The sequence below is a fragment of the uncultured Hymenobacter sp. genome, from assembly GCF_964243305.1.
Taxonomy (GTDB): Bacteria; Bacteroidota; Bacteroidia; order Cytophagales; family Hymenobacteraceae; genus Hymenobacter.
Genome location: NZ_CAXTEF010000001.1, coordinates 102,567 through 125,979, shown reverse-complemented (window position 1 = coordinate 125,979; position 23,413 = coordinate 102,567). Strand labels below are relative to the sequence as shown.

Below are 23,413 nucleotides of genomic sequence, written 5' to 3'. Positions count from 1 at the left end.
GCGCTAGTAGCGGTTGCCGCCTAATGCGCCGTCGCGCCACATTTGACCGGGCGCGAACTCCTCATACCAGCCGGCAAAGCTTTCTTCAGTGAATTGCCGCACCTGGGTTTGGTTGTTTTCGTCCTTCTCAAACACCCGCACGGCCCGCAAAGGAAACTGATTGAGCAAGCCCGGCGCATGAGTAGTCACGATTAGCTGGCTCTGCTCACTGGCTTTCTCGAACTGCTTGCCCAATTCCAGCAGCATATCGGGGTGCAGGTTGCGCTCCGGCTCGTCAAAGATGACCACGCGCCCCCGACCGGGCTGATGTAACGCCACGAGCAGACACAGATACGAGAGCGTGCCGTCGGACACCTGCGCCGCGTGAATAGGCGTTTCCAGTCCCTTTTCCTGCAAGTAGAATTCGACGCTGCCCTGTCCGTACACATTCATCCGAAACCGCTGGAAATGCTCGTTCACGTCGTGCAAACCCGCCTCGATAGCATCATATGCAGCCGTAGATTTCAGGCCCGTGACGTTGAGCACCTGAAACATATTGTCACCGTTGGGCAGCAATTTATCCACGCCAGTTGCGCGGACTGTGGTGCGCATAGGGGATTCTTCCGTGGTGTTGAAGAGGCGGTAGATGTCGAGGCTGCGGAGGAAGCGGTAAATGGAAAACAACTGCCAAAATGTTCCACTAGCAGCAATTAGGGGTAACCACAATTCATTTGCTTCACCATATTGTGTCCGCCCTTTTAAATCATTGTCCCCCGCAGCAATTTCTGACTCAAATATGTTGCCTCCAAGGGAATCAAAATAAACTTTATTATCTACTCGTGACACGGTCTCGTCAACTGTAAACTTATTATTAGGTTGATTAATCAGAAATACTCGGTAAGTAATGTCGCCTTCATATCCATCTCCACCTTGCCCTTTCCATTCTCCGGAGATAGTGAACTGTAGCTCAACCGGATGATTTTTATATGGCCTAACCGTGTTCTTCTGCCGGATTTCATCGATTCCGCCCCACTGCGCAATCTGCTCCTGCAAGCGACCTTCCATTCCCGCTTTCAGCAGTTGAAAAGCACGCAGGAAATTGCTCTTGCCGCTGCCATTGATGCCGACCAGCACGTTCAGGTCAGGCTCCAACTCAATGGTGCAGTCGCCGAAGCTGAAGAAGTTGACGAGGCGGACGGACTTAATCATGGCGGGTGCACTTTGGCGGCTAAACGGGCTACGGCGAAGATACGGGCAGGGCGCGGGGCTTGCCCCCGCCCGGTGCCTGAACGATTCAACGATTCGTTATCTCAGCGCGGACGCCGGGCGGGGACAAGCCTCGCCCCTACCCCCCAACAAGAAGGCGGCCCCCCACACCGGGAAAGCCGCCTTTTCAATTCAAAACTCGACATCCAACCCTTCTCAGTCCATCAGCACGCACCTATTACTCAGCACGTCTTGCTCCACGGTCTTATACTTCACGTCGCGCACGATGCGGCCGTCCATGTACTGCACGCTGACCTTGTCGTTGCGGTTGGCGACTTTCTGGCTGCGGACGGGCGTTTGCTTTTCCAGTACTAGCGCGGGCGCGATGCCCACGGGGTTGCGGTCGTCGAGGTCTTCGGGACCGGCGCCGAGCGAAACCGATGATACCTCTTTCTGCACCGTGAGCTGCGGCTGGTGCTCTTCCTCTTCAAAGTACATGTCGGCTTCGTCGTTGGTGCCCACCATGTCTTCCTGCACCGGCACGTCGGCGCGGAACAGGAACGAGGCGGTTTCTTCGTTGACCTTGGCAATCATGCGCTTGAACAGCTCGAAGCTCTCGAACTTGTACACCAGCAGCGGGTCCTTCTGCTCGTACACCGCGTTCTGCACGACTTGCTTGAGGTCGTCCATCTGGCGCAGGTGCTGGGTCCAGGCGGTGTCAATCGTGCTTAGGACCACAATCTTCTCCATCGAGCGCAGAATCTCGGCGCCGCCGCTGGCCTGGGCTTTCTTCAGATTAGCAATGGCCTGCACCTGCTTGCGGCCATCGGTGAAGGGCACGGCCAAGTTCTCGTAGGGCGCGTGCTGGCTCAGCAGGTCGTTAACCAGGGGTAGGGCGTTGCCGGCGATGTGCTCATTCTTGCTCTGGAAGTAGCCCAACGCCTCTTCGTAGAGCAGCTGCGTGAACTGTGGGGCGGGCGTGGCGCTGAGTTGCTGGGCCGTCAGGTGCGTGTCATAGCCGAAGACGCGGATGATAGCCAGCTTGAAGTCCTCGAAGTCGTTAGTCGCTTTGTGAGCCGAAACGAGGTCGTCGCTTAGACTGAATATCATGTCGAGCAAGTCCAGCTCTAGGCGCTCGCCGTGCAGGGCGTTGCGGCGGCGCTTGTACACCACCTCGCGCTGCGAGTTCATCACGTCGTCGTACTCCAGCAGGCGCTTGCGGGTACCGAAGTTGTTTTCCTCCACCTTCTTCTGCGCCCGCTCAATACTCTTGGTAATCATCGGGGCCTGAATCACTTCGCCCTCTTCCAGACCCATGCGGTCCATGAGGCCGGCGATGCGGTCGGAGCCGAACAAGCGCATCAGGTTATCCTCAAGCGAGACGAAAAACTGCGAGGTGCCGGGGTCGCCCTGGCGGCCGGCGCGGCCCCGCAGCTGGCGGTCCACGCGGCGGCTTTCATGGCGCTCGGTGCCGATAATGGCCAGACCGCCCGACCCGCGTGAAGTTTCGCGCAACTTGATGTCGGTGCCCCTACCCGCCATGTTGGTGGCGATGGTCACGGTGCCGGGATATCCCGCGCCGGCCACAATTTCGGCCTCGCGCTGGTTCTGCTTGGCATTTAGTACCTGGTGCTCGATGCCTTTGAACTTGAGCATTCGGCTAACCAATTCGCTGATTTCCACCGAAGTCGTACCGACCAGCACCGGCCGGCCGGCGGCCACCAGCTTCTGAATTTCGTCGGCCACGGCGTTATACTTCTCGCGCACGGTCTTGTACACCTGGTCGTCAGAGTCCTGGCGCGAGATGGCGCGGTTCGTGGGAATAACCACTACGTCGAGTTTGTAGATTTCCCAGAACTCGCCCGCCTCCGTTTCGGCCGTGCCGGTCATGCCCGCCAGCTTGTGGTACATGCGGAAGTAGTTCTGCAAGGTCACCGTGGCGTAGGTCTGCGTGGCGTCCTCGATGCGCACGTTTTCCTTGGCCTCGATGGCCTGGTGCAAGCCGTCGGAGTAGCGGCGGCCTTCCATCACGCGGCCGGTTTGCTCGTCTACAATCTTGACCTTGCCGTCGTCGGTCAGGATGTACTGGTCGTCCTTCTCGAACAGCGTGTAGGCCTTCAGGAGCTGATTGACGGTGTGCACCCGCTCCGACTTGTCGTTGTACTCACTCATCAGCTGCTCCTTCTGGTGCAGCTTTTCCTCGGCCGTGAGGCTGGCGTTTTTCTCGATGTTAGCAATTTCCACCCCGATGTCGGGCATGATGAACAGCTGCGGGTCTTCGCCCTGCGCCGTAATCAAATCGATGCCTTTCTCGGTCAGCTCAATCTGATTGTTTTTCTCGTCAATGGTGAAAAACAGCGGCATATCCGCCTTCGGCATTTGTCGGGAGTTATCCTGCAAATAGAAGTTTTCCGTCTTTTGCAGCACGGCCCGGATGCCGGTTTCCGACAGGTATTTAATCAGCGGCTTGCTTTTGGGCAAACCGCGGTAGGCGCGGAACAGCATCAGGCCGCCTTCGCCGTTTTTGTCGCCTTCCTCACTGCCGGTTTTGCCGTCGGCGATGAGCTTGCGGGCCTGCACGAGGTAGTTCTGCACCACCTTTTTCTGCTCGTCCACGAGGCGCTGAATGCGCGGCTTGAGCTGGTAGAACTCGTGCTCGTCGCCGCGCGGCACCGGGCCGGAGATGATGAGCGGCGTGCGCGCATCGTCAATCAGCACCGAGTCCACTTCGTCCACCATAGCGTAGTGGTGCTTGCGCTGCACCAGCTCTTCGGGCTCGCGCGTCATGTTGTCGCGCAGGTAGTCGAAGCCGAACTCATTGTTGGTGCCGTAGGTGATGTCGGCCAGGTAGGCCCGGCGGCGCTCCTCGGTATTCGGCTGGTGCTTGTCGATGCAATCGACGGTGATGCCGTGAAACTCAAACAGCGGCGCGTTCCACTCCGAGTCGCGCTTGGCCAAGTAGTCGTTCACCGTCACCACGTGCACGCCACGGCCGGAGAGCGAGTTCAGGAACGCAGGCAGCGTCGAAACCAACGTTTTGCCCTCCCCCGTGGCCATTTCGGCGATTTTGCCCTGGTGCAAGACCACGCCGCCAATCAGCTGCACGTCGTAGTGCACCATATCCCAGGTGATTTCGGCACCGCCGGCAGTCCACTTATTCGACCAAATGGCCTGCTCGCCCTGAATCGTGCAGTTGCCCTTGCGGCGGGCGTAGTCGCGGTCGTAGTCCGTGGCCGTGACCGTAAGCTGCCCGTTTTCGGCGTAGCGGCGGGCGGTTTCCTTCACGATGGCGAAGGCGGGGGGTAGGACTTCGAGCAGCACCACTTCCAGCTCCTTGTTCCGCTGCTTTTCGAGGGCGTCAATCTGCAAAAAGATGGCCTCTTTCTGGTCGATGTGCAGGGCGGGCTCGTCGGCGATGCGCTGGTGCAGCGCGCCAATCTGGCCGTCGATGCCCGCCAGGCGCTGGCTGAGACGCTCGCGCACCTGCCGGGTCTGGTTGCGCAGCTCATCGTCAGACAACGGTGCCAGCTTGGCATATTCGGCGTTAATCAGCGCCACGTATGGGACAATCTCCTTCAAGTCGCGCTCCGACTTGGAGCCGAATACCTTGGCGATGGTTTTCCCTAGAAAATCTAACATGAGAGGCTATTTACCTTTAGAATTAACGCCACGGCGCTGCCCAAAATTACGGTCTTTTCCCTAAACCGCTTTTTGAAGCACAAGCGGAAACAGACTGGCGGCAAAAAGAGTGCGCAGTTAAGCGAGCGGTAAGTTTGGCAGAACAATGGCGCGGGGCTCTGCCCCGTGACTGTTTACTATCGGGCCTCTGGCCGGAAGAACGATAACGCCGGACCGATACCTGAACAGCCAACCTAACGGCGCGGCCCGGCCAGGAGCCGGGTAGAAGCCGGCACGGGGCAGAGCCCCGCGCCAATACCCCACTTATCAACTGCCATGCCCTACCCGTTTCTGCTCGTCGATGCCTTCACCCCTACCCCCCTCGGCGGCAACCCCTGCGCTGTAGTGCTCGACGCCGACGACCTCACTGATGAGCAGATGCAGCGCCTGGCCCGCGAGTTCAACCAGGCGGAAACGGCCTTCGTGCGCCGCTCCGCCGTGGCTGAATTTGCCGTGCGCTTCTTCACGCCGGCCGAGGAGATTCCACTCGCTGGCCACCCCACTATTGCCGTGGTGGCCGCGCTGCTGCACACCGGCCGCCTACCCCTCTCCGGCACGCCAAGCACCCTGCACCTGGAGCTGCGGCACGGCCCCATTCGTATCGACGTGCGGGCGCCGACGCCCGCTAATCCACTGCCGCAAATTCAGATGACGCAGCGGAGGCCAGTGTTTGGCGCCGTGCACGACCCGGCGGTAGTAGCGCCGCTCTTCGGCCTGACGCCGGCCGACATTTACCCAGATTCCATTATTCAAACCGTGAGCACCGGCACGCCCATGCTCATGCTTTTCGTGCGCGACCACGCGGCCCTGCGCCGCGCCCACGTGCCCGACCCGGCGGCGCTGGCCCGCTACCGCGCCACCTCGGGTTTTTTCAGCCCCCACCTGTTTTGCCTGGGCGGCGCTACGCCGGCGGGCGCCACGTTTGCCCGGCAGTTCGGCCTACCCCCCGATTTGGCCGAAGACCCCGTCACCGGCTCGGCCACCGGCAGCATGGCTGCTTATCTGTGGCACTACGGCTACCTGCAAGAGCCCAGCTTTATGGCCGAGCAAGGCCACTGGCTCGGCCGTCCCGGCACCATTGCCGTGCGGGTTAATGGGCCGCGCGAAGCTATTGAGAGCGTGCAGATTAGCGGCACGGGCGTAGTCGTGGTCGAGGGCACCCTGCGCCCGTGAGCTGCGCCTACCTCCCTTCGGCCGACCAAAGTCAAAGAGGCTGGGCTACGCCAACTGGCCCTCCAGGCGCATTTCCCACACGCAGCGGCCCAGGGCATCTTCCAGCGAGGGCAGCACCATGCCACGCTCACTCAGGAGCATCGTTTGGGCGGGGCGGGCAGCGGGCAGGCCGAAGCTGGCCATCGGCTGGGGCCGGATAAAATCGGGACGCAGGCCGGCGGCGCGGGCAGCGGCCTGCGCGAACTCGGCCCAGGTGCAGGCTGTTTGGTTGGCCACGTGCCAGATGCCGCTGGCCTCGTCAATCAGCAAATCCAGGCTGGTGTTCACCAAATCCGGCACGTAGGTCGGGCTGATGCGCACGTCGTCGGCCGCGGCAAACGGCTGGCCGGCTCGCCCGGCCTGCAAGGCCGAACACACGAAATTATAAGCGTCCCAGGGCCCGAAAAAGGCGCTGGTGCGCACCACCAGGGCGTCCGGATGCTGCGCCAGCACCTGCTTTTCAGCCTCGGCCTTGCTGCGGCCATACACGTTGAGCGGGCTGGTCGGGGCACTTTCGACATAGGGCTCGGCCTGCTGGCCATCAAACACGAGGTCGGAAGAAAACGTGAGCAGCGGCAGCTCGTGCGCGGCGCAGGCCAGGGCCAGCGCGGCCGGGCCCTCGGTATTCTCCCGAAAGCAGCGCGCCTCGTCGGCCTCCGCTTCGTCGACGCGCACGTAGCCGGCGGTATTCACCACTGCCCAGGGCTTATGACGGCGCAGCGCGGCGGCAATGCTGGCCGGCTCGGCAATGTCCAGCTCGGCCCGCGCCAGCGTGACGGCGGCCAGGCCCCGCGTGTGGCAAATCCGCTCAAAGGCGCGCGCCAGGGTGCCGTGGGCACCGGTAATGAGGAGAGGTTTGGCGGCCATAATAGGTAATTGAGGGGGTAGGAAATAAGCTATGCCAGGCTCTGTGCCTGCTAGTCAGCACCTTAAGCTTTATCGGTTAGGACGATTCCCTACCCCCTCTTTCGCCCGGAATGAGGGGGTAGGGAACTGCCCTGATTAAGTGATTAGCAGAACGGGGCGCTACACCGCTACCAACTGCTCGGCGTGGTGGCGGAAGTGCAGCCGCAGCTCGTCGCGCTGCCACCAGCCGGGCGCGCTCAACACCGGGTGGCGATAGGGCGCGCCCGTGGCCAGCGCCCGCACCAGTCCGGCCAGGGCCGTGGGCCGCAGCTGCCCGCTGCGCACGTCAAACACGCCCGTTTCATAGTAGCCCGCGTCGCGGGTGAGCAAGCTGTTCCAATCATAAGTGCCTAGCAATGACCACACCGTAACGGCTTGTACGTCGGCACCATCTTCTTCCCGAGCGGCCTGCGCGGCCTGCCACACGTGCTGAAGCCAGCGCAGCTGCTCCTCGCGGGTGCAGCCCAGGTGAGCTTCGGTCACGGCGATGGGCAGGCCGTAGCGCTGCCATACGTCGCTGAGCAGCCGCTGGACACCCGACATCTCGCCGTGGGGGCCAAAGTCAACGCGCACGGCCTCGGTGTCGGCGTACCGGGCGGGCTGCCCGGCCCAGTTGGCGGGCGGGTAGCGCTCCCACTCTTCGTCCAGAAACCGCTCGCTGGTCAGGTAGTGATTGATGCCCATCACATCGGGGGGTAGAGGGTCGTCGGTCCAGGCCAGCAGTTCGGCTTCTTCGGCGCCGTGGTGGCGCAGGTAGTCCCAGAGCGGATGCTCCCGGTTTACGCGGCCAGCCAGGATGTCAAAGCTGAGCCAGCGGCGGTCATTCTCAAATTCAACCTGGCTCCGCATGGCGGGCGTACCGTGGCTCTGCCCCAGGTCTTCGGTCTGAATAAGCCGGGCGGCCGGATTTACTTCCCGAATGGCCTTCATGCTCAGCTTCGTGGCCTGCAACTGATTGAGCAAGGCCCGGATAAACGTGCGGTCGTCGTGGGTATGCGGGTACCAGAGGCCGTAAAGGGCGCTGAAGCGGGCCGTAGTCAGGGGCTCATTGACGGGCGTGTAGTCGGTGAGCCAGGGGTAGCGGCGGGCCACGGCGGCGGCGTGAGCGGCCAGGCCGGGGGCGAAATTAGGCTGATGAAGCGCCGTGTAGTGGGGGCCGCTACCGTGGTGCACCAGCCCGATAATAGGCTCGATGCCCAGCTCCCGCAGGCGGGGTAGGCGGACGTCGGCCCAGCGCCAGTCGCGCTGGTCGGGGTGCTCAGGCGCGGTGTGCTCCCACAGCACGGGGTAGCGCAGGCGCTTGATGCCGAGGTCAGCAATGGCATCCAAGTCCGAAATCCGGTCGCGGTGGCCGTTGCGCGTGAGCTGGTCCGACCAAGTGTCGCCGACTCGGCAATGGCTGCATTCAATGCCGCCCCAGAGTTGTAAGTCAGTCATATTTTCAGGGTTGGTGGAAGGATAGCGAGCGTCTAGTGTGGAGGTTGGTAACGCCCGAAACGAATCTGTCATCCCCAACTCGGCGCCGGTGGCGCACGAGTAGAGGATGACAGATACGAGAAAGTGTACTAAATAACGAAAAACTAGCACTCGAAGGTTACAAATAGTTGCTTGTCGCATTCACAGCGTCCTATTCGTCAGTGCTTATCCTCCGGCAGACTTCAGGCTGCTACCCCTGCTGCGGGGCACGGCTCACCAGTTTATCGACCAGCGAGGTGGTACCCGAAATAGCCGGCTTTTTCGCCTTGGCTTCCTCCGACTTCTCCGTCAGCTTCTTGTAAAGCGTCAGGGCCTGGGCGACTACCTGGTCCATGTTGTAGTACTTGTAAGTCGCCAGGCGGCCCACGAAGTGTACGTTGGGCGTCTCGTCGGCCAGCTTCTTGTACTTGTTGTATAGCTCGGCGTTTTCGGGCTGCGGCACGGGGTAGTAGGGGTCACCCTCGGCCTGCGGAAACTCGTACACGATGGCCGTTTTGGGGTGCTGCTGCCCGGTGAGCGCCTTGAACTCGGTGATGCGAGTGTAGGGATGCTCGTTGGGAAAGTTTACCACCGGCGCGGCCAAGTGCTTTTCGGTGCTGAGCGTCTCGTGCTTGAATTCCAGCGAGCGGTAGGGCAGCTTGCCGAACTTAAAGTCGAAATACTCATCCACGGGGCCCGTGAAAATCATTTCCTTGAACGGAATGAAGTCCATGATGTCGTGGTAGTCGGTGTTGAGCATCACCTTAATGTTGGGGTGGTCGAGCATCTTCTCGAACATCCGGGTGTAGCCGTGCAGCGGCATGGCCTGAAACGTGTCGGTGAAGTAGCGGTCATCGCGGTTGGTGCGGGTCGGCACACGGCTCGTCACACTCTTATCCAACTGCGAAGGGTCGAGGCCCCACTGCTTGTTGGTATAGTTCTTAAAGAACTTGTTGTACAACTCCCGGCCCACCTTGCTCACTACCACGTCTTCCGACGTGCGGATGACGGGCACCTGCTCGGCTACCGACTCGAAAAAGGCGTCCAGCTCGAAGCTGGTCAGCGACAAGCCATAGAGCTTGTTAATCGTATCGAGGTTAATGGGCATCGGCACGAGTTGGCCATCGACGGACGCCAGCACGCGGTGCTCATAAGGGCGCCAATCGGTGAAGTTGCCCAGGTAGTCGAATACGTCTTTGGAGTTGGTGTGGAAAATATGCGGGCCGTATTTGTGGATGAGAATGCCGTCTTCGTTGTAGTGGTCGTAGGCGTTACCAGCAATATGGTTGCGCTTATCGACTACAAGCACTTTTTTGTTGGAGCGGGTTGCTAGCCGCTCGGCCAGCACACTGCCGGCAAATCCGGCCCCGACGATGAGATAGTCAAACATAGTTTGGAGGTGATGAAGGTGGTAGAGAAGTAATGGGAAGGGACAAAACTAAAGAACGAACTGTTAGACCAGAAGACTTAAATATTAAATATCGTAGCTCTTCCGCACTAGCTAGGCAAAGCTTAGTCAGCTAAGCGAATTATCAACCGTAGCATCGGCCGGCTGGCCGGACCTGGCGGCTAGGCGCTCTTGCATCAGGCTCACCATAGCCTGCCAGGTCAGGTCCCAGGAAATCGTCGCCAGATACTCATCCGTGCGACGCCGCCAGTCCGGGTCATCGCGCTGGGCCAGCGCCTGGGTAATAGCCCCTCCAAATGATGGCGCGTCCGCCGCAATCTGTACCAGGTTCAACTCGCCGTAAGGCCGCACTACGTCCCGGATGGGGGTGCTGACCACGGGCTTGCCAGCGGCCAGATACTCAGGGGTTTTGGTAGGCGAAATGAACTTAGTGCTTTCATTATCAGCGAATAAAAGCGTCGCTACATCCCAACCCCGCAAGTAGCCCGGAAGTTCCTTATAATCCTTGCCTCCGAGATAGTGAATATTCTTATTCTGGGGCAAATCCGCCCTATCAATTTTTACCACCGGCCCGATAATAACGAACTGCCATTCGGGGTGGGCCGTGGCCAGTTCGCCCAGCAGCTTGATGTCGAGCCGCTCATCTACCACGCCGAAAAAGCCAACCCGCGGGTGCGCAATTTTAGCCTGGTCAACGGGGTCGTCGCCGGGCTGCCGCGCCTGGCCGAAGTGCTCTTTGTCAATCGACGACGGAAAGGCGTGGGCGTCGGCGTGCTGCTGGCTTTTGGCTTCGTAGAGGGTCTGGCCACCGGTAAACACTAAATCAGCCTTCCTAAACAACTCCTGCTCGCGGGACCGCAACTCGGGCGGCGCAAATTTGAAGGCCGCCAACTCGTCCATGCAGTCGTACACCGTCAGCACCGGCCGGAAACTGCGCGAGCGGCCAATGGACATGGGAGTGTAGTACCAGAATATATATTGTTCTATCTTTTGTTCCCTAAAAAAGCGCGTCAGCAACTCTTCTTGCGTCTGCTCCGATTCTTCCTGACTCAGGTCCGCCGGCAGGTGCGGCACCACCACTTTAATCTTACCATCCTGCCGCTCTTTGATTTCGAGGTGCGGCGCTACCTGGTCGGGGTGTACGAACGGGTCTTCGACGTAAAAAACGCGGCCGTGCTGCGCGAAGCGGGAAAGCAGATGCTGCGGGCGCTGCCACACAAAGTCCCAGTGCAGGTGCGCGAAGCACACAAGGTCGGGCAGGGTATAAGACGGAGTTGGTTCGGTGGACACGGGCCCGGCGGCTTGGGGGCGCACCGATGCCCCCGCCAGAGTAGAGAGCGGCATGAGAAGGGGGGTAGGAAAAGGGCAGCGCCCCGCCGGCTTGCTATCGATAATTGCCCGCCGGGGACACCTGCCCGACTTTTACGGTCCAGCCCCCAAAAAGGATACAGCTCCCTCTCCCGCCAGCGCCACAGTGGCTCACGCTATTTCAGGCAAACAGGCTTTGATATGATAATATATTTGATAAATTCGCTTTTTTTGTATCCTTAAAACACCTCGGCGGTCGACCTGACTACTATTCTGATTTAAAATATCTTTCTCCGGCAATAGTCGGGCTCTGAGCGGGGCGTGTTCGGGCCATTGACTGCTTCTGCAATCTGACCTGATGCTAAGTATATTGGCCAGCTGGCAGCGCCTGAATTTTTAGCGTTCGCTCACTCAATGGGCCGCCGCCCCAATCCCTACCCCCCCTATTCAAGCCCACCTCAGAGCAGGCATTGCAGCTCCACGGCATCGAGCCACTGCCCGGCAGTGGGGCCGCGCAGCCATTCTCGCCGCACGCCCACCCGTCGAAACCCCGCCACCCGAAACAGGGCCAGGCTGGCCCGATTGCTGGCTCCGACGGTGCAGAAAAGCTGGTGCAGGCGCAGGGTTTGGCGGGCGTAGAGCAGCAGTTGGGCCAAAGCAGCGCGGGCGTAGCCGCGCCGCCGCTCGGCCGCCAGAATTGTAATCCCTACCCCCGCCCGCTGGTGCAAAGGCTCGAACTCAAACAAGTCTACTGTGCCCACCGGCCGGCGCTCCGGCCCGACGCAAACCAGCAGGCGCAGCTGCCGGGCTTCGTAAAAATTGGTGCCGGCGTGGCGTAGGTACTCGCGCAGGGCGTGGCGCGAGACCGGCGCCAGCGTGTCCGACACCGCCCAGATGGCCGGGTCATTCTCCAGGGAATAGAGAAATTCCAGGTCATCGGGTTCGAGGGCACGGAGGGAAACAGGAGGGGTTGCGTGAAAGAATGTCATGCTGAGCAGCAAAGAACGCCGTGCTACAGCCGGCCTTGAAACACCAGCACGGCCGGCCCGCTGAGCCACACGTTGGCAAATGAGCCATCGGCCCGCGCCTCGAAGGCGACTTCCAGCTCGCCGCCGGGCGTGCGCAGGCGCACCGGCGAGGCCGCCCCGCGCCCGGCGGCGGCCAGGGCCACGGCTGTCACGCCGGTGCCGCAGGAGTAGGTTTCATCTTCCACGCCCCGCTCGTAGGTGCGCACCGCCCAAGGCTGCGAAGCAGTGGCCGGCGCTTCTACGAAATTGACGTTGGTGCCGTGGGGGCGGCTGCCGCGCAGGGCGCGGCCCTCGGCCAGCACGTCCAGCTCGGCCAGCGCCGCGCCCGCACCGGGGGGTAGGAAACGCACGTAGTGCGGCGAGCCGGTATCCAGAAACACGTCGCCGGCTTCCGCGGCTATAGGCTCGGCGGCGGCCACGTCACTCATTTTCAGGCGCACCGTGCCGTCGGCTTCCACCAGCGCCTCGTGGGGGCCGTCGGCGGCCATAAACCTCGCTTTCTGGCCGATGACGCCGAGCTGCCGGGCGAAGGCCACGGTGCAGCGCCCGCCATTGCCGCAGAGGCTGCCGGGGTGGCCGTCGGCGTTATAGTACAGCATCTGGAAGTCGTAGTCAGGGCAGTTGCGCAGCAGAATCAGGCCATCGGCGCCGATGCCGAAGCGGCGGTGGCAGAGCCGGGCAATGTGCTGGTGCTCCGCAGCCGGAAAGTCCTCGCTGCGGTCGTCGAGGAGGATAAAGTCGTTGCCGGTGCCCTGGTATTTGTAGAAGGTCACGGAGTGCTGGGGAGTTAAGGGATGTGGACAGGTACCGCACTGCACCGTGAAACTCTGTTTCGTGGTGCAGTGCTCCCGGCTGCAAACTTACCGCATCCGCCGGTGCAGGTTGCCGGTCTGAACCCAACGCTCCATCACCCGGCGGCGGGGCGAGATATTGCCGCGCAAATATTTTTCGATAATCAGGGCCGCGTAGGGGGCGGCGGCGTGGCCGCCGAAGCCCGCGCCTTCGAGGTACACGGCCACTGCGATTTGGGGAGCGGCGGCGGGCGCGAAGCCGGCAAACACGGCGTGGTCGTCGCCCTCGTCGTTTTCCACGGTGCCGGTTTTGCCGGCCACCGTGATGCCCACGTCGGCCAGGCTGGCGCTCTCGGCGGTACCGCCGCGCTCCAGGGCGGCCACCATGCCAGGCACCAGCGCGGCCAGGTTGGCGCTATCGACCAGCACCCGGTGCCGGACCTGAAAGCGCGGCAGGGGTAGGCCCGAGTCGCCGATGCCGCGCACGAAATGGGGCGCGATGTACCAGCCGCGGTTGGCAATGGCGGCCATCACATTAGCTATCTGCAGGCCGGTGAGGTTGATTTCGCCCTGGCCTAAACTCAGCGAGAAGATGCGGCGGAAGCCCCAGCGGCAGGAGTCGGCGCCGGCGCGGCCGTCGTAGCGGGCCAGGGTGGGCAGCAGGCCGGGGCTCTCGCGGATCAGGTCGGTGCCCAGCACCGAATCGAGCCCGAACGAGCGGGCGCAGCGCCGCCAGGCACGGAAGCTGGCCCGGCGCCCGGCGCAGGTGTCAAGGCCGGCCGGCCGCTCCACCACCGCCCGCAGCACCTGGTAGAAGTAGGGGTTGCAGCTGTACTTGAGCGCCGTCGTCAGGTTTTGGGGGCGGGGGTGGTGGTGCACGCAGTTCACCAGCCGCTGATTGCAGAGAAACCCGGTGGTGGGCCGGATGGCGCCCAGCTGCAAGGCCACGGCCGCGTTCACGAGCTTAAACACCGAGCCGGGCGGCCCGGCCATCAGGGCCGGCCGGTTGAGCAGCGGCATCCGCTCGTGCGCCAGCAGGTCGCGGGCCGGGGTGCGGCGGTCGGGGTCAGTGAGCACGGCGGGATTATAGGTGGGGCCCGAGACGAAGCAGAGAATCTCGCCGGTGGCCGGCTCCAGGGCCACGATGTAGCCGCGGCGGCGGCCCAGCAGGCGCTCGGCGTAGGCTTGCAGCCCGGCGTCGAGGCCCAGATGTAAGTCCCGCGGGGCCTGGTAAGCCGTATCAGCAGCCCAACTGCCCTGCACGACGCCAGCCGAGTCGAGCAGCGGGTGGCTAATGCCCCGTTGGCCGGCCAGTATACCGTGGTAGTAGCTCTCGACGCCGCCGCTGCGCAGGCGGTAGAAGCGGCCGCGCCGGTAGCGCTGGGCGTCGCGCACGAAGGCCGCCGCATCGGCGGGCCAGTAGCCCAGCGCCTGCGCGGCAATGGGCTGGCGATAAGTGCGGCGGCGCTGCTGTTGCAGTGCCAGGCCCGGCCAGTTGCCGGGGTGCCCGGCCAGCTGGCGGCGCAGCCGCTCCGCTTCGGCGGCACTCAGGGGCAGGCGCACGGGGCGGCCCAGCAGGACAGCTTCGGGCTGGTCGGCGCGGGCGCGCTGTTGCAGAGTGCCGGCCCGCCAGTCCAGCACGCGGTTCAGGCGCGCCGAGTCCAGGATATGCCCTAGGGGCGGCCGGGGGGGTAGGGCCAGCGTATAGTGCCAGTCGGAAGCCACCAGCACCGTGTCGCGGCGGTCGAAGACGCGGCCGCGCGGGCCCGGCTCCTGCACCTCGCGGCGGCGCACGCACTCCGGGCAGCGCAGCGAGTCGGCGGGAGCCGGCAGCTCCGTTGCTTGCCGCAGTTCGGGCTCTGGTGGCGGCATTGCATTGGCCCACCACAGCCCGGCGGCCAGCAAACCCGCGACGGCGACGGCCAGCAGCGCCGGCCGTCGCCGCGCACTTTGCATTTCGATTAACATGCCTGCGTGTACGACTTAGCGCGGGACACGACTAAAACGGTCTGCTAGCGAAGAGCTTACCTCACCGTATCGAATAGAATATTTGGGTCAGGGGCCCGCCGGCCGCTCCAGCCCTTTGCGCAGCAGCGCCACCTGCCCGGCGTGGTAGAGGTAGTGCTGGGCCGTGCCGTGGAGCAGCACGTAGCCAGACGTTGGCGCCCCGGCGGGCTGGTTTGGTGGGGCCTGAAGCAATGTATCGAGGGCGGCTTCGGGCAGGGCGACGGCCGCAGCCAGCAGGTGCGCGTGGGCCGCGCGCAGCTCCTGCAAGGCCGCCTGCCAGGCGTCATCGGTCGCCTCGGCGGGAAATGGGGGCCAGTCGGCCGCTACGGCGGGCACGAGCTGCTGCCGGGCGACGCGCTGCGCCACGGTTTCGGCCCAGCTCGCCAGGTGGCGCACCAGCTCGCCGATGCTGTGGGCGCCGGGCAGCGGCCGGGCGGCGGCCTGGGCCGCGCTCAAGCCATCGAGCGTAGCCAGCAAAGATGGCCCCGACCAAGCGTCGCCATCGAAGGCGCGCCGGAGCTGGTCGAGCAGGCGGGGGAGTTCGGGCATGGCGGGGCGGAGAACGGGGGGTAGGGAACTGCCGTTTCCCGGCCCACGGGGCCCGGCCCTACCTTTGCGGCGAATGTACGATTTCCTCACCACCAGCCCCTGGCCCGACTACGCGCTGCTCGACTGCGGCCACTTCCAGAAGCTGGAGCGCTTCGGGCCCTACGTGCTGGCGCGGCCCGAGCCGCAGGCCATCTGGGACCCGCACCTGCCGGCCAGCGAGTGGCAGCGCGCCGACGCCACCTTCACCCGCGCCGCCGGCAGCGCCAGCAGCGGCGACAAAGGCCAGTGGCAACTCAAGCCCAAGATGGCCGAGCAGTGGCTGATTGATTATCAGCGGCCCGGCGGGCTGAACTTGAAATTCCGGCTGGGCCTGTCTTCGTTCAAGCACGTGGGGCTGTTCCCGGAGCAGGACCCGAACTGGCAATTCATTTATAACCAGACCAAAGCGCGGCGCACGGCGCAGCCGCGGGTGCTCAATCTGTTTGCTTACACCGGCGCCGCCACGCTGGCCGCCCGCGCCGCCGGCGCCGACGTCACCCACCTCGATTCGGTCAAGCAAGTCAACTTCTGGGCCCGCGACAACATGGAGGCCAGCCAGCTCGACGGCGTGCGCTGGCTCGTGGAAGACGCCATGAAATACGTGCGCCGCGAAGTCAAGCGCGGCTCGAAATATCAGGGCCTGATTCTGGACCCGCCCGCCTACGGCCGCGGCCCCAACGGCGAGAAGTGGCAGTTGGAAGACGAGCTAAACGAAATGCTCAAGCTCAGCCAGCAGCTGCTGGACCCCGACGACCATTTTTTCGTGGTCAACCTGTATTCGCTGGGCTTCTCGGCCCTGATTCTGGATAATCTGGTGACGGGCATTTTCCCTACCCCCCCCGCCACGCGCAAGCTGGGCGAAATTTACCTGCTCGATGCCGGCCAGCGCAAGCTGCCGCTGGGCACGTTCTGCCGGTTTGCCACGTAAATAAGCGACTGTCATGCTGAGCTTGCGAAGCATCTTCTCGCCGCCGAACGAGGCAGTAATTAGAAGTTAGTGCTCGTTCTCACGTGATAAGATGCTTCGCAAGCTCAGCATGACAGATGACAAAAGCATGACCCACCTTCCTACCCGCCTCGCCCTCATCGACCTCGGCACCAACACCTTCCACCTGCTCATCGTGGAGCTGCCCGCCGCGCCCGGTAACAAGCCGCGCGAGCTGCTGCGTACCAAAGCCGGCGTGCGGCTGGGCGAGGGCGGCATCAGCCAGGGCGAAATCGCGCCCGCCGCCTATGCCCGCGCCCTGCACACGCTGGCCGGCTTCCGGGAAGAAATCGAGCTGCACCAGGCCACGCAGGTGAAAGCCACAGCCACGAGCGCCATGCGCGTAGCCCGCAACGGCCCCGAATTAGTTGCTGACATTTTAGAGCAAACCGGCATTCAGGTCGAGGTCATCGGCGGGGCGCGCGAGGCCGAGCTGATTGCCGCGGGCATCCGGCAGGCCGTGCCGCTGGGTGCGGTGCCGCACTTGCTCATGGACATTGGCGGCGGCTCCGTGGAATTTATTATTGCCAACGCCGACACCATTTTCTGGAAGCAGAGCTTTGAAATCGGCGCCCAGCGCCTGCTCGACCAGTTCTTCCCTGACCCCAGCGGCACCATGCCCGCCGACGCCGTGCAGGCCGAGCAGGCGTACCTGGCCCAGGTGCTGGCGCCGCTCGCCGCCGCCGTGGCCGAGCTGCGGCCCGTCGCGCTGGTGGGCGCCTCCGGCTCGTTCGACTCCTTGGGCGACTTGCAAGCCGGCCGCGTGCGCCCCGAAGCCGAAGTGCCGCCGGCCACGCCGCTGGCCCTGGAAAGCTTTCGGCGCAGCCATCAGCAGCTTTTGAGCCTCAACCACGCCGGCCGCCTGGCCCTGCCCGGCATGTTCCCCATGCGCGCTGATATGCTGGTCGTGGCCAGTGTGCTGCTGGATTACGTGCTGATGCTCAGCGGCATCACGCAGCTTACGGCGTCGGCGTATGCGCTGAAAGAAGGGCTTTTGGCCGAAATGCTGGGGTAGGAAAATGGGGCCGTGCCGCGCTTCCCTACCCCCTCTGTTTCACTACTTTACCTTAAACTGCACCGGCACGGTAAAGCTCACTGCCACCGCCTTACCGGACTGCCGGCCGGGATTGAAGCGCGGCAGCTGCTGCACGGCCGCCACCACGGCCGCGTCATAGACGGAAGCCAGACCCTTGACGATTTTAATGTCGCGCACAGCTCCATCGGCATTCACAGTAAAGCTCACGAATACTCTTCCTTCAGGCGCCGCGCTACCGGCATCAGCCTTCGGATAAATTAGCTTATCCTGAATTGCTTGAATAATGGCCACATTGCCACCACCGCTAGGCAATTCGGGCATCTGCTCGACGAAGGTGTACACCTTGGGCCCATTTGGGCCGGTAGGCTTATCCGGTTCGCTGTGCTCTTGGGCCATCCGCTCCGCAACTTCTGCAATACGACGCGGTATGAGCGCACCTGACCCGTCGCCCTCGATAAAGCCAACGAAAACATCAGGGCTCAACATCAGTTTTGGCGGCGGCGGTGGGCTGTCCTGGTAACGAAATTCCACGGTCGCATCTCGTTTAATGTCGAGGTGCCACGCTCTATCAGGATTTCTTTTACCGCCGGTAGCCAGCGAATCATCGTGAAGGGCTTTTTTCACATTCCTCATCACTTGCTCTTTCCACGTCTGCCGCTCGGCCGCGGACGCATTCTTGCCGAGGACAGTTTGCGCGCTAACTGGCGAGCCGGCAACTACCAGCAGCCCCGCCAGCATGGGCAGAGCCAGCCACTGCTTCCAGCGGCGCACGGGGGTTTGATTCTGCAACATGGCAATTCGGGTTAGGGTGGAGGAAAAGGTAAACGGTTGAAGCAAAGTGGAATAAGCCGGGCCGGCTAATCGCTGGGCCGTGAGCCGGGCCAGCAGCGCCGAGTAAGGCACTTCGGCGGAAGTGAGGGGGGTAGGCGGCGCGGCGACGGCAGCGGCGGCGCGGTCGGCCAGCAGCTCGTGGGTGAGGCGCAGGGCCGGCAGCAGCAGGTAGGCGAACGGATTAGGCCAGAGCACGGCCCGCCAGACTTCGAGCCAGAGCACGTCGTAGGTGTGGCCCTGGCGCACGTGGGCCAGCTCGTGGGCCAGCACCGATTCGGCTTCGGCGGCAGTCAGGTGGGCGGTTTCATCCCAGAAAATGGTGCGGCCAAATGAGCTGGTCGGCAACTGCCCGCCGGTATATACCAGCGCGTAGCCGGCGCGCTCCTCGCGGGGCAGTTCGCGGGCGGCGCGGCGCAAGTGCCAGAGCTGCCCGCCCAGCCGCGCCAGTCCCAGCGCCACGCCGGCCCCGTAGAGGGCGGCCAGCCAGGACCAGCCGCCCCAGCCAGCGGCGCCTACCCCCCCAGTGGCCTCCAGGGCCGGCAGCAGCACGCTCACGCCCGCCGAGCTGACCGGGCCGGCCACCGCTACTCCGGGTCCGGCGGGCCAGGCCGGCAGCTCGGGCCGCGGCAACAGCGGCAACAAAGCCGCGACCAGCGGCGCGAGCAGCAGCACGGCGCGGTTGTAGCCAAAGCAGCGCTCAGAACGCAGCACCAACTGGAATAGCAGCCACGCGGCGCCCAGCGGCAGCACCGTAGCGGCCAGCCAAGCCGCGAAAGGGGGTAGGGCGGAAGTCATGGCAGCGGGTCGTTTGAAGGTGAGGAGGTAGGCGAGACAGCAGCATCGGGGGTGTCGTCATCGGCCAGCCGGTTGGTATAGGCCTGGCGCAGCAGCGCATCGAGCTGAGCGGCGTCGAGGTTTTCTTCCTGGGCGAAAAAGGACAGCAGCTGTCCGAACGAACCGCCGAAGTGCCCGCGCAGCAGCTTGCGCAGCGAAAAGCGGCGGTAGTCGTCCTGCGCCACCAAGGCGTGGTAGCGGTAGCCGCGCCCGACGGGCTCGTAGCTCACGAAGCCTTTTTGCTCCAGAATGCGCACGATGGTGGAGACCGTGGTGAGGGCCGGCGCGGGCGCAGGCAAGGCCGCCCGCACGTCCTTGACGTGGCTGGGGCCGCGCTGCCAGATGATTTGCATCACCTGCTCCTCGGCGCGGGTAAGTTCGGGGTTGGGCGGGGGCATAGGGGCAGGAATAACGGAGTAGGATGCGATGGTACAACGTAAATTTTAGTTATCAACTATAAATTACGTTGAAAATAAACAAGGCCCGCGCGCAGCAAGTCCGCGCGTTACTTTACCCCCGAAACTCCCGCCAGATGCGCGGCCTGCCTGCCGCGCCACCGCTCCCCATGACCCTTCCCTACGCCCAGCTTTTCACCTTTACCGAGCAGATTTTCCAGGCCATCGGCTGCCCCGACGCCGACGCCACGCTGGCTACCGAAACGCTGCTGGCCGCCGATTTGCGCGGCATCGACTCGCACGGTGTGGCCCGGCTCGGGGGCTACGTGCGCCTTTGGGAGGCGGGCCGCATCAACGCCGCGCCGCGGGTGGGCGTAACGTATGAGACGCCGAGCACGGCCGTAGTAGACGGCGACGGCGGCCTGGGGCTGGTGGTGGGCCCCAAAGCCATGCGCGTGGCCATCGAGAAAGCCCAGCTGGTGGGTACGGGCTGGGTCTCGGTCCGTAACTCCAACCATTTCGGCATCGCCGGCTACCACGCCATGCTGGCCCTGGCCCACGACATGATTGGCATCGCCATGACCAATGCCTCGCCGCTGGTGGCGCCCACGTTTTCGCGCGAGCGGCTGCTCGGCACCAACCCCATTGCCGTGGCCGTGCCCGCCGGCGAGCAGCCCGATTTCGTGGCGGACATGGCCACCACCACCGCCGCTAACGGCAAGCTCGAAATCGCGCAGCGCAAATCCCTACCCATCCCCGCAGGCTGGGCCCAGGACGCCGCCGGCCAGCCCAGCACCGACGCCCACGCCGTGAAAAACGGCGGCGCGCTCTTGCCGTTGGGCGGCGCCACCGGCTCGCACAAAGGCTACGCGCTGGGCAGCATCGTCGACATTCTTTCAGCCGTGCTATCGGGCGCCAATTATGGGCCCTGGGTGCCGCCGTTCGTGGCGTTTTTGCAGCCGGCCGCGAATCCGGTTGGGCAGGGCCTGGGCCATTTTTTTGGCGCGATGCGCGTCGATGCGTTCCGGCCGGCCGACGAGTTTAAGGCGCACATGGACAACTGGATAAGCACCTTTCGCGCCGCGCCGGCCGTGGAGGGCAAGCAGGTGCTTATCCCCGGCGACCCGGAGCGCGAAACCGCCGCCCAGCGCCTGCTGGGCGGCATTCCGCTGCTGGAGGCCGTGGTGCAGGATTTGGAGGGGGTAGGAAAGCGGTTCGGGGTAAAGTTGTAGTGGTTGCTCTGGCTTTACAGCTCGCCCTCCCCGGCAACCCCATCCCCTAGCCCCTTCCCCGATGGGGAAGGGGACCAGTCGCTAGCTCTAGAATAGAACCGGAAGCAGATTTAGAGCTAGAACTGAAGCTAGTACTAGCGCTAACGACTAGTTCCCCTTCCCCATCGGGGAAGGGGCTAGGGGATGGGGCTCCCGCCGCGCTGCCAGCCAGGCCACGGCGGCCAGACACAGCGCAAACCAGGCCCAGGGCAGCCGCAAATCCAGCACCGAGAGCCCACCAAAAACCAGCGTGGTGCCGAAGCTAGCCAGGCCCTGAAACGCCTGGTTCAGCCCGAAAATCTCGCCCCGGTCGGCCTCGGTGGTACGGCCGGCCAGCAGGCCTTCGAGCAAGCCCTGAATGAGGGAAAGCGTGAGGCAATCGATGAAAACCAGCGTGTAGAGCGCCGGCCGCGAACTGCCCACCAGGCCGTAGCCGGCCAGCACGGGCACGCCCAGCGCCGCCAGCCAGACGATGGCGCAGCGCTGATTAATCCGGTCGGCGAGAAAGGTATAGAAGACGTAGTTGAACACGATGCTCAGCCCGCCGAAAAACATAAAAAAGTAGGAGATGGCGCGCGCATCCATGCGCAGCGCGCTCAGGCTGGCGAAGGGCACAAAGTAGAAATAATAACCCGTGCTGAGCGTAAGCGCCACCTGCGTGAGCACAATGCGCCGGAGGCCGGGATTGGCGGCGTCCTTGGCTTGCAGCCGCGTCCAGAGCGTGAGCGGGTTGACGCTGCGGGCCAGCTCGGCGCGCAGTTCGGCGCCACGCACGCCGTTGCGCTGCCGGTGGGTTTCGGGCAGCCAGAGGCTCAGCAGCACGTTCAGCAAGGCCAGCCCGACGGCCAGCCGCACCACGTAAGCGGCCTGCAAGCCGGGCGGCACGCTCAGCGCCGTGAGCATGAAGCCGGTCGTCATCGGCCCCAGCACGAAGCCCAGCGAGATGATGGCGCCCTCAATCCCAAGGTTGCGAAACAGGCGCTCCGGCGGCGAAATATCGGTAATGGCCGAGCGCACCGTGGCGTAAAGCCCGTTAGTGAGGCCGTCGGAGAGGCGGTTGGCGAAATAGAGGCCCGCGCGCACGGGCAGCAACAGCAAATTAGCCAGCACGGTACCCAGGGCCGAAAAGATGAAGATGGGCCGCCGCCCGTAGCCATCACTAAGCCGCCCGAGCAGCGGCGCCGAAAACAGCTGCACTCCCAGAAACAACCCCGTGCCCAGCGACAGCCACAGCTGCGGCTGCGGCAGCCCGCGCACGAACTCCGGCAGCACTGGCCCCACCGCCGCCCCCACAATCACATCCACGAGAATGATAGCGTAGAGCAGTGGTAGCTGGCGATGAGGCGGGGCCGGCATAAAGAATGATTTGATTAAAAATGACCCGCGCCGTCCGCGCTCTGCGTCACCTGCGAACCGAAGGACAGCGTAGCTAAAACTTCTACGTCTTCTGCGGGAGGCGTCGTTAGTTAACATTGAACAACTCAACGCCAACAAATCCCTACCCCCTACTCCACAAAAAAGCCCTCCCGCACAACGCGAAAGGGCTTCCTTCAAAAACAAACCGCAATAGGCTACGAAGTCTGCACCGTGCCGGCCAACACTTGCTGGGCCACGTCCTGATTGAGAAACTTAGACGAATACTCGGCCGTGCTCGCGTTCAGGAACAAGCAGCTGCCGCCGCCCACGGCCTCGATAATAGCATCTTTCAAGTCCATCGGCAGCGCCGGGCAGCCCAAACTGCGACCCAGCCGGCCATTCTGCTTGATAAAATTCTCGCTCACGTAGTCGGCGCCGTGCATCACCACCGAGCGCATCGCGGCGTTCGTGTTGAAACCTTCATCCAGCCCTTGCAGCTTAAGCGAGCGGCCGTGCTTGCCCTGGTACTCGCCCGCGGTCACGTAGAAGCCGAGGCTGCTCATGTTGCTCTCGTTGGTGTTCGAGAAGTTGGTGGCCTGATTTTCACCCGAATTATGACCGTGGGCCACGAGCGTATGAAACAGCACTTGCTTCTGCGCCAAATCGAGCACCCACAAACGTTTCTCAGTGCTGGGCAGGTCAAAATCGACCACCGTAAGCAGCGGCTTGGCCGCGTTGAGCTTGCCGTCTTTTTGCAGGTTCAGATAACCCGTCATCGCCTTAGCGAACACCGGATAGCGCAGGCCCTGCGCCTCGGCGCCGAGGCTGCTATAAATGCTTTGCAGACGCTGCTCGAAGCTTTGGGCAGCGGTAAGTTGCGTCGCTGGCTGGGCCGGTATGTGTAGGCGCTGATTGGGCTGGGCGCTGGCCATTGACTTGCTCACCGGGCCCGCCAGGGGCGTAGCCAGAAACAAGGAGGCGAGAAACGGCAAGACCCGCCGGGCCGCCCGCCGGGCGTGGCGCTTGAGGTGGCGGCGGCGTTGAACGACACTGGGCTTTTCCATAACGATAGAATTATCTGGGGAATAAAGCGAACTACCTCTCTTACGCAAACCAACCAGAAGTGGACAATTCCGGCG

General features: G+C 63.2%; 18 protein-coding genes. 4 read left to right on the top strand and 14 right to left on the bottom strand.

The window, feature by feature from the left end; genetic code table 11:
* Positions 1 to 3 precede the first annotated feature (3 nt).
* A complete protein-coding gene (locus tag ACFE70_RS00615; RefSeq protein ID WP_375415759.1) occupies positions 4 to 1,188 on the bottom strand; it encodes an AAA family ATPase in 1,185 nt (394 codons plus the stop codon).
* Between the two features lie 213 nt (positions 1,189 to 1,401).
* A complete protein-coding gene (gene secA / locus ACFE70_RS00610) occupies positions 1,402 to 4,824 on the bottom strand; it encodes a preprotein translocase subunit SecA (RefSeq protein WP_375415758.1) in 3,423 nt (1,140 codons plus the stop codon).
* A gap of 315 nt (positions 4,825 to 5,139) precedes the next feature.
* Here secA and ACFE70_RS00605 point away from each other — a divergent pair, with 315 nt between their 5' ends.
* A complete protein-coding gene (locus ACFE70_RS00605; RefSeq protein ID WP_375415757.1) occupies positions 5,140 to 6,036 on the top strand; it encodes a PhzF family phenazine biosynthesis protein in 897 nt (298 codons plus the stop codon).
* A gap of 45 nt (positions 6,037 to 6,081) precedes the next feature.
* On the opposite strand, the gene ACFE70_RS00600 is transcribed toward ACFE70_RS00605, so the two are convergent.
* The 8 genes from ACFE70_RS00600 to ACFE70_RS00565 form a co-directional block, all read right to left on the bottom strand.
* Positions 6,082 to 6,942 (bottom strand): SDR family oxidoreductase, encoded by an 861-nt coding sequence (locus ACFE70_RS00600; protein WP_375415756.1) that lies wholly within the window; start codon positions 6,940 to 6,942, stop codon positions 6,082 to 6,084.
* A gap of 159 nt (positions 6,943 to 7,101) precedes the next feature.
* Positions 7,102 to 8,418 carry a family 1 glycosylhydrolase gene (locus tag ACFE70_RS00595; protein WP_375415755.1) on the bottom strand — a complete coding sequence of 439 codons (1,317 nt, stop codon included), beginning with the start codon at positions 8,416 to 8,418 and terminating at the stop codon, positions 7,102 to 7,104.
* Between the two features lie 229 nt (positions 8,419 to 8,647).
* Positions 8,648 to 9,826 (bottom strand): UDP-galactopyranose mutase, encoded by a 1,179-nt coding sequence (gene glf, locus ACFE70_RS00590; protein WP_375415754.1) that lies wholly within the window; start codon positions 9,824 to 9,826, stop codon positions 8,648 to 8,650.
* A gap of 126 nt (positions 9,827 to 9,952) precedes the next feature.
* Positions 9,953 to 11,188 (bottom strand): glycosyltransferase family 1 protein, encoded by a 1,236-nt coding sequence (locus tag ACFE70_RS00585; RefSeq protein WP_375415753.1) that lies wholly within the window; start codon positions 11,186 to 11,188, stop codon positions 9,953 to 9,955.
* A 422-nt stretch (positions 11,189 to 11,610) separates the two neighbouring features.
* On the bottom strand, positions 11,611 to 12,141 hold the full coding sequence (locus tag ACFE70_RS00580; RefSeq protein ID WP_375415752.1) for a GNAT family N-acetyltransferase: 531 nt from the start codon (positions 12,139 to 12,141) through the stop codon (positions 11,611 to 11,613).
* Positions 12,142 to 12,164: 23 nt separating this feature from the next.
* Positions 12,165 to 12,953, bottom strand: a complete 789-nt coding sequence (gene dapF / locus ACFE70_RS00575) for a diaminopimelate epimerase (RefSeq protein ID WP_375415751.1) — start codon at positions 12,951 to 12,953, stop codon at positions 12,165 to 12,167.
* An 87-nt stretch (positions 12,954 to 13,040) separates the two neighbouring features.
* Positions 13,041 to 14,939 carry a penicillin-binding transpeptidase domain-containing protein gene (locus tag ACFE70_RS00570; protein WP_375415750.1) on the bottom strand — a complete coding sequence of 633 codons (1,899 nt, stop codon included), beginning with the start codon at positions 14,937 to 14,939 and terminating at the stop codon, positions 13,041 to 13,043.
* A gap of 87 nt (positions 14,940 to 15,026) precedes the next feature.
* On the bottom strand, positions 15,027 to 15,527 hold the full coding sequence (locus ACFE70_RS00565; protein WP_375415749.1) for a DinB family protein: 501 nt from the start codon (positions 15,525 to 15,527) through the stop codon (positions 15,027 to 15,029).
* 73 nt (positions 15,528 to 15,600) lie between these two features.
* Between ACFE70_RS00565 and ACFE70_RS00560 the strand changes: the two genes are divergently transcribed.
* Together ACFE70_RS00560 and ACFE70_RS00555 are read left to right on the top strand one after the other, a co-directional pair.
* Positions 15,601 to 16,494 carry a class I SAM-dependent methyltransferase gene (locus ACFE70_RS00560; RefSeq protein ID WP_375415748.1) on the top strand — a complete coding sequence of 298 codons (894 nt, stop codon included), beginning with the start codon at positions 15,601 to 15,603 and terminating at the stop codon, positions 16,492 to 16,494.
* A 91-nt stretch (positions 16,495 to 16,585) separates the two neighbouring features.
* Complete coding sequence (locus tag ACFE70_RS00555) at positions 16,586 to 17,566, top strand: phosphatase (protein ID WP_375415747.1); 981 nt, start codon at positions 16,586 to 16,588, stop codon at positions 17,564 to 17,566.
* A 42-nt stretch (positions 17,567 to 17,608) separates the two neighbouring features.
* On the opposite strand, the gene ACFE70_RS00550 is transcribed toward ACFE70_RS00555, so the two are convergent.
* Together ACFE70_RS00550 and ACFE70_RS00545 are read right to left on the bottom strand one after the other, a co-directional pair.
* Positions 17,609 to 19,213 carry a TonB family protein gene (locus ACFE70_RS00550; protein WP_375415746.1) on the bottom strand — a complete coding sequence of 535 codons (1,605 nt, stop codon included), beginning with the start codon at positions 19,211 to 19,213 and terminating at the stop codon, positions 17,609 to 17,611.
* The gene (locus ACFE70_RS00545) at positions 19,210 to 19,650 is read right to left on the bottom strand and encodes a BlaI/MecI/CopY family transcriptional regulator (RefSeq protein ID WP_375415745.1); all 441 of its coding nucleotides are present in this window, start codon (positions 19,648 to 19,650) and stop codon (positions 19,210 to 19,212) included. The genes ACFE70_RS00550 and ACFE70_RS00545 overlap by 4 nt, the downstream gene beginning before the upstream one ends.
* A 167-nt stretch (positions 19,651 to 19,817) precedes the next feature.
* Here ACFE70_RS00545 and ACFE70_RS00540 point away from each other — a divergent pair, with 167 nt between their 5' ends.
* Entirely contained in the window at positions 19,818 to 20,879 is a 1,062-nt protein-coding gene (locus ACFE70_RS00540) for an Ldh family oxidoreductase (protein ID WP_375415744.1), read from the top strand.
* A gap of 147 nt (positions 20,880 to 21,026) precedes the next feature.
* Here the strand turns inward: ACFE70_RS00540 and ACFE70_RS00535 are convergent, their stop codons facing one another.
* Together ACFE70_RS00535 and ACFE70_RS00530 are read right to left on the bottom strand one after the other, a co-directional pair.
* Complete coding sequence (locus ACFE70_RS00535; protein WP_375415743.1) at positions 21,027 to 22,274, bottom strand: MFS transporter; 1,248 nt, start codon at positions 22,272 to 22,274, stop codon at positions 21,027 to 21,029.
* Positions 22,275 to 22,489: 215 nt separating this feature from the next.
* On the bottom strand, positions 22,490 to 23,338 hold the full coding sequence (locus ACFE70_RS00530; RefSeq protein ID WP_375415742.1) for a murein L,D-transpeptidase catalytic domain family protein: 849 nt from the start codon (positions 23,336 to 23,338) through the stop codon (positions 22,490 to 22,492).
* Between the last annotated feature and the right edge of the window lie 75 nt (positions 23,339 to 23,413).

Excerpts from the sequence above, each read along its gene's own strand:
- ACFE70_RS00615 (WP_375415759.1), bottom strand. The coding sequence starts at position 1,188 with ATGATTAAGTCCGTCCGCCTCGTCAACTTCTTCAGCTTCGGCGACTGC.
- secA (WP_375415758.1), bottom strand. The coding sequence starts at position 4,824 with ATGTTAGATTTTCTAGGGAAAACCATCGCCAAGGTATTCGGCTCCAAG.
- ACFE70_RS00605 (WP_375415757.1), top strand. The coding sequence starts at position 5,140 with ATGCCCTACCCGTTTCTGCTCGTCGATGCCTTCACCCCTACCCCCCTC.
- ACFE70_RS00600 (WP_375415756.1), bottom strand. The coding sequence starts at position 6,942 with ATGGCCGCCAAACCTCTCCTCATTACCGGTGCCCACGGCACCCTGGCG.
- ACFE70_RS00595 (WP_375415755.1), bottom strand. The coding sequence starts at position 8,418 with ATGACTGACTTACAACTCTGGGGCGGCATTGAATGCAGCCATTGCCGA.
- glf (WP_375415754.1), bottom strand. The coding sequence starts at position 9,826 with ATGTTTGACTATCTCATCGTCGGGGCCGGATTTGCCGGCAGTGTGCTG.
- ACFE70_RS00585 (WP_375415753.1), bottom strand. The coding sequence starts at position 11,188 with ATGCCGCTCTCTACTCTGGCGGGGGCATCGGTGCGCCCCCAAGCCGCC.
- ACFE70_RS00580 (WP_375415752.1), bottom strand. The coding sequence starts at position 12,141 with ATGACATTCTTTCACGCAACCCCTCCTGTTTCCCTCCGTGCCCTCGAA.
- ACFE70_RS00570 (WP_375415750.1), bottom strand. The coding sequence starts at position 14,939 with ATGTTAATCGAAATGCAAAGTGCGCGGCGACGGCCGGCGCTGCTGGCC.
- ACFE70_RS00565 (WP_375415749.1), bottom strand. The coding sequence starts at position 15,527 with ATGCCCGAACTCCCCCGCCTGCTCGACCAGCTCCGGCGCGCCTTCGAT.
- ACFE70_RS00560 (WP_375415748.1), top strand. The coding sequence starts at position 15,601 with ATGTACGATTTCCTCACCACCAGCCCCTGGCCCGACTACGCGCTGCTC.
- ACFE70_RS00555 (WP_375415747.1), top strand. The coding sequence starts at position 16,586 with ATGCTTCGCAAGCTCAGCATGACAGATGACAAAAGCATGACCCACCTT.
- ACFE70_RS00550 (WP_375415746.1), bottom strand. The coding sequence starts at position 19,213 with ATGACTTCCGCCCTACCCCCTTTCGCGGCTTGGCTGGCCGCTACGGTG.
- ACFE70_RS00545 (WP_375415745.1), bottom strand. The coding sequence starts at position 19,650 with ATGCCCCCGCCCAACCCCGAACTTACCCGCGCCGAGGAGCAGGTGATG.
- ACFE70_RS00540 (WP_375415744.1), top strand. The coding sequence starts at position 19,818 with ATGACCCTTCCCTACGCCCAGCTTTTCACCTTTACCGAGCAGATTTTC.
- ACFE70_RS00535 (WP_375415743.1), bottom strand. The coding sequence starts at position 22,274 with ATGCCGGCCCCGCCTCATCGCCAGCTACCACTGCTCTACGCTATCATT.
- ACFE70_RS00530 (WP_375415742.1), bottom strand. The coding sequence starts at position 23,338 with ATGGAAAAGCCCAGTGTCGTTCAACGCCGCCGCCACCTCAAGCGCCAC.